Below are 902 nucleotides of genomic sequence, written 5' to 3' on the forward strand. Positions count from 1 at the left end.
ACGCGGTGGCGCTCATCCGCTCGCTCGCCGAGATGCGCGGGCGCAACGGCGACTGGGGCGAGAAGGCGGTGCGCGAGGCGGCGAGCCTGTCGGCCAACGCCGCGCTGCAGGAACATGTCATCGACTTCGTTGCCCGCGACACCACCGAGCTTCTGGAGCTTGCCGACGGGCGCACCGTCGAGGTGGCCGGCAGGAAAGAGGTGCTGGCGACCAAAGGGCTGCCGGTCGAGACGCTGGAGCCTGGCTGGTTCATCCGGCTGCTGGCCGTCATCACCGACCCGAACACGGCAGTCATCCTGATGCTGGTCGGCGTTTACGGCATCGTCTTCGAGTTCACCAGCCCCGGCGCCGTGGCGCCGGGCGTCATCGGCACCATCTGCCTGGTGCTCGGGCTCTACGCGCTGAACCTCCTGCCGATCAACTATACCGGTCTCGCCCTGATGCTGCTCGGCGTCGCCTTCCTGATCGTCGAGGCCTTCAACCCAACCGTCGTGCTGGGGCTGGGCGGCGTCGCCGCCTTCCTGCTGGGCTCCGCCATGCTGCTCAAGGTCGAAGGGCCGGGCTTTGCCATGTCGTGGGCGGTGATCGGCCCGGCCGCCGCGCTGACGCTCGGCCTGGCCTTGCTCACCGGCACCTATGTCTGGGCGGCGCGCAAGAATCCGCCGCGCGTCGGCGGCGAGGCCATGCGCGGCCTTCCCGTCGAGATTCTCGACTGGCAGGGCGGCGAGGGGCATGTGCTGGCTTTGGGCGAGCGCTGGCGGGCGAAGGCAGGCGAGCCCATGCAGCCCGGCGACCGTGTCGAGGTGATCGATGTCAGCGACCTCGTGCTGACGGTGCGGCGTCGCGATGCAGGCAACAACGGAGCAATAAAATGATGGTCGGTTACGTGGCCTATCTCATCA

The 902-nt window shown here is 68.4% G+C and carries 1 protein-coding gene; it reads left to right on the forward strand.

What is annotated here, in order from left to right; all coding sequences use genetic code 11:
• Positions 1–875 (forward strand): nodulation protein NfeD (locus EOA27_RS38260; protein ID WP_145970896.1); only part of this gene is annotated, 875 nt, incomplete at its 5' end.
• Between the last annotated feature and the right edge of the window lie 27 nt (positions 876–902).

The organism is Mesorhizobium sp. M2A.F.Ca.ET.037.01.1.1 (assembly GCF_003998075.1).
Taxonomy (GTDB): Bacteria; Pseudomonadota; Alphaproteobacteria; order Rhizobiales; family Rhizobiaceae; genus Mesorhizobium.